The following is a 1,706-nucleotide window of genomic DNA, read 5'->3' as shown; positions in this document are numbered from 1 at the left end:
ACGGCGCGCCCCGGTTCCGCGGTGAAGCAGGACGAGGCGTGGCTCGAGATCGTGACCGACCTGCGCAAGCGAGTGAAGAAGGTCCCGCTGATCCAAGGTGGGCGCAGCAATGGGGCTCGGGTGGCCTGCCGCACTGCCATTGCCGCCGACGCGCGCGGCGTGCTCGCGCTGTCCTTCCCGCTGCATCCGCCGGGTAAGCCGGAGAAGACGCGTCGCGAGGAACTGCTGGCTCCGGGCGATATCGAAGTCATCGTGATCAACGGCGCGAACGACCCATTCGGGATCCCCGACCCCGCCGATGCCGCCGAGGTGCGCGTAATCCCTGGTCAGCCGCATTCGTTCCGGTCGGGATTCGATGTAATTGCCGACACGGTCGCTCCCTGGTTGCAGCGCTGGTCCCAGTAGCGCACGGTCTGGGCGTGAGGCCGCGTGTGCACGGGGGGCCGGGTGCGACGGGCCGCTGACAGCCCCGATCTGCACGCGTGCGGGCGCGCAGGCCACTTGCGATGGTTCGATCACCTTGCCTGGAACGCTTCGAGGACCCGCAGATTGCGTTCGACGACCAGCGGCGCCGCGCGGCCCTAGGTCATCGAGGGCGCCGCGGCGCGCTCGTATGCGGGTGCTGGACGTCTCGGGTCCCGGGCCTGCATTTGCGCGCCGCGCATGAAATGTTCGGCCGAAACGTGCGTGGCGCGCAGAGATGTGCGCGGCGCGGGCGGCAGGCTCGGCTAACTGGGCGATGCGGGTTCGATGGCGGGTGGGTCTGCCGGGGGTTTGGTGGCGATGACCAGGGCGTCGATGGCGTCGCGTTCCTCGGTGGGGCGGTAGACGCGGTCGGCGAGGCGGACTCGGATGCGTTCGGGGTCGGTGCCGAGGTCGGCGATTATGTCGTCGGGGGTGAACAGGACCGAGGGGTCTTTCGGTCCGCCGAAGCCGTCGGTGAGATTGGTGGTGTCGTGGCCGAGGATCAGCAGGGTGCCCTCGGGGGCGAGCAGATCGGCGAGGCGGCGGACCAGCCGGCGGCGTTGTTCGGCGGGCAGGTGCAGGAAGACCATCAGCACGAGCTCGTACGGGCCGGTGATGCCCGCGGCATCAAGATCGGTGACATCGGCGCACTGCCAACTGATCCGGCTGCGGACCGAGCGGGACAGCCTCGTCGCGATGGTGCGGCCCTTGTCGACGCCCACCTGTGAATAGTCGACGGCGTGCACCTGCCAGCCGTGCGTCGCCAACCACAGCGCGTTGCGCCCTTCGCCGCAGGCGAGATCGAGGGCACGCGGCAGGCTGGGCGGATCGCCGTCGGGAGTGTCCGGCACCAGCGGGGCGATCCGCTCCAGTCCGTAGACATGCTCCACCACAGTGCTGTTCGGCGGTGCACCCCAAACCAGTTCACTCTGCGCATACCGCGTGTCCCATTCGGTCGCGTCCATATGCGCGAGTGTATTTGCCCCGCGCATCTTGCGATCGCCCCGCATCTTGCGATCGCCCCGCACTTCGCGACTGCTGTGCGCCCCGCGATTGCTGTGCGCTCCGCGATGGCCGCGCACCCGGCGACCGCCGTGTACCTCGGAACCGCAGCGTGCCTGGCGATTGCTGTGCGCTCCGCGATGGCCGCGCACCCGGCGACCGCCGTGTACCTCGGAACCGCAGCGTGCCTGGCGATCGCTGTGTGCTCCGCGACCGCTGTGTGCTCCGCGATGGCTGTG

General features: G+C 69.5%; 2 protein-coding genes. One reads left to right on the top strand and one right to left on the bottom strand.

Annotated features, from left to right (window positions below; translation table 11 throughout):
* Window positions 1-405: alpha/beta hydrolase family protein (locus ON44_RS31945; RefSeq protein ID WP_040697109.1), on the top strand; the 405-nt coding region annotated here is incomplete at its 5' end.
* A gap of 323 nt (window positions 406-728) precedes the next feature.
* On the opposite strand, the gene ON44_RS31940 is transcribed toward ON44_RS31945, so the two are convergent.
* A complete protein-coding gene (locus tag ON44_RS31940; protein WP_040697107.1) occupies window positions 729-1,430 on the bottom strand; it encodes a class I SAM-dependent methyltransferase in 702 nt (233 codons plus the stop codon).
* Window positions 1,431-1,706 lie beyond the last annotated feature (276 nt).

Origin of the sequence: Nocardia vinacea NBRC 16497 (assembly GCF_000308835.1) — a bacterium.
Taxonomy (GTDB): Bacteria; Actinomycetota; Actinomycetes; order Mycobacteriales; family Mycobacteriaceae; genus Nocardia; species Nocardia vinacea.
Note: the sequence above shows the minus strand (reverse complement) of the source record. Positions and strands in the feature narration are given on the sequence as shown.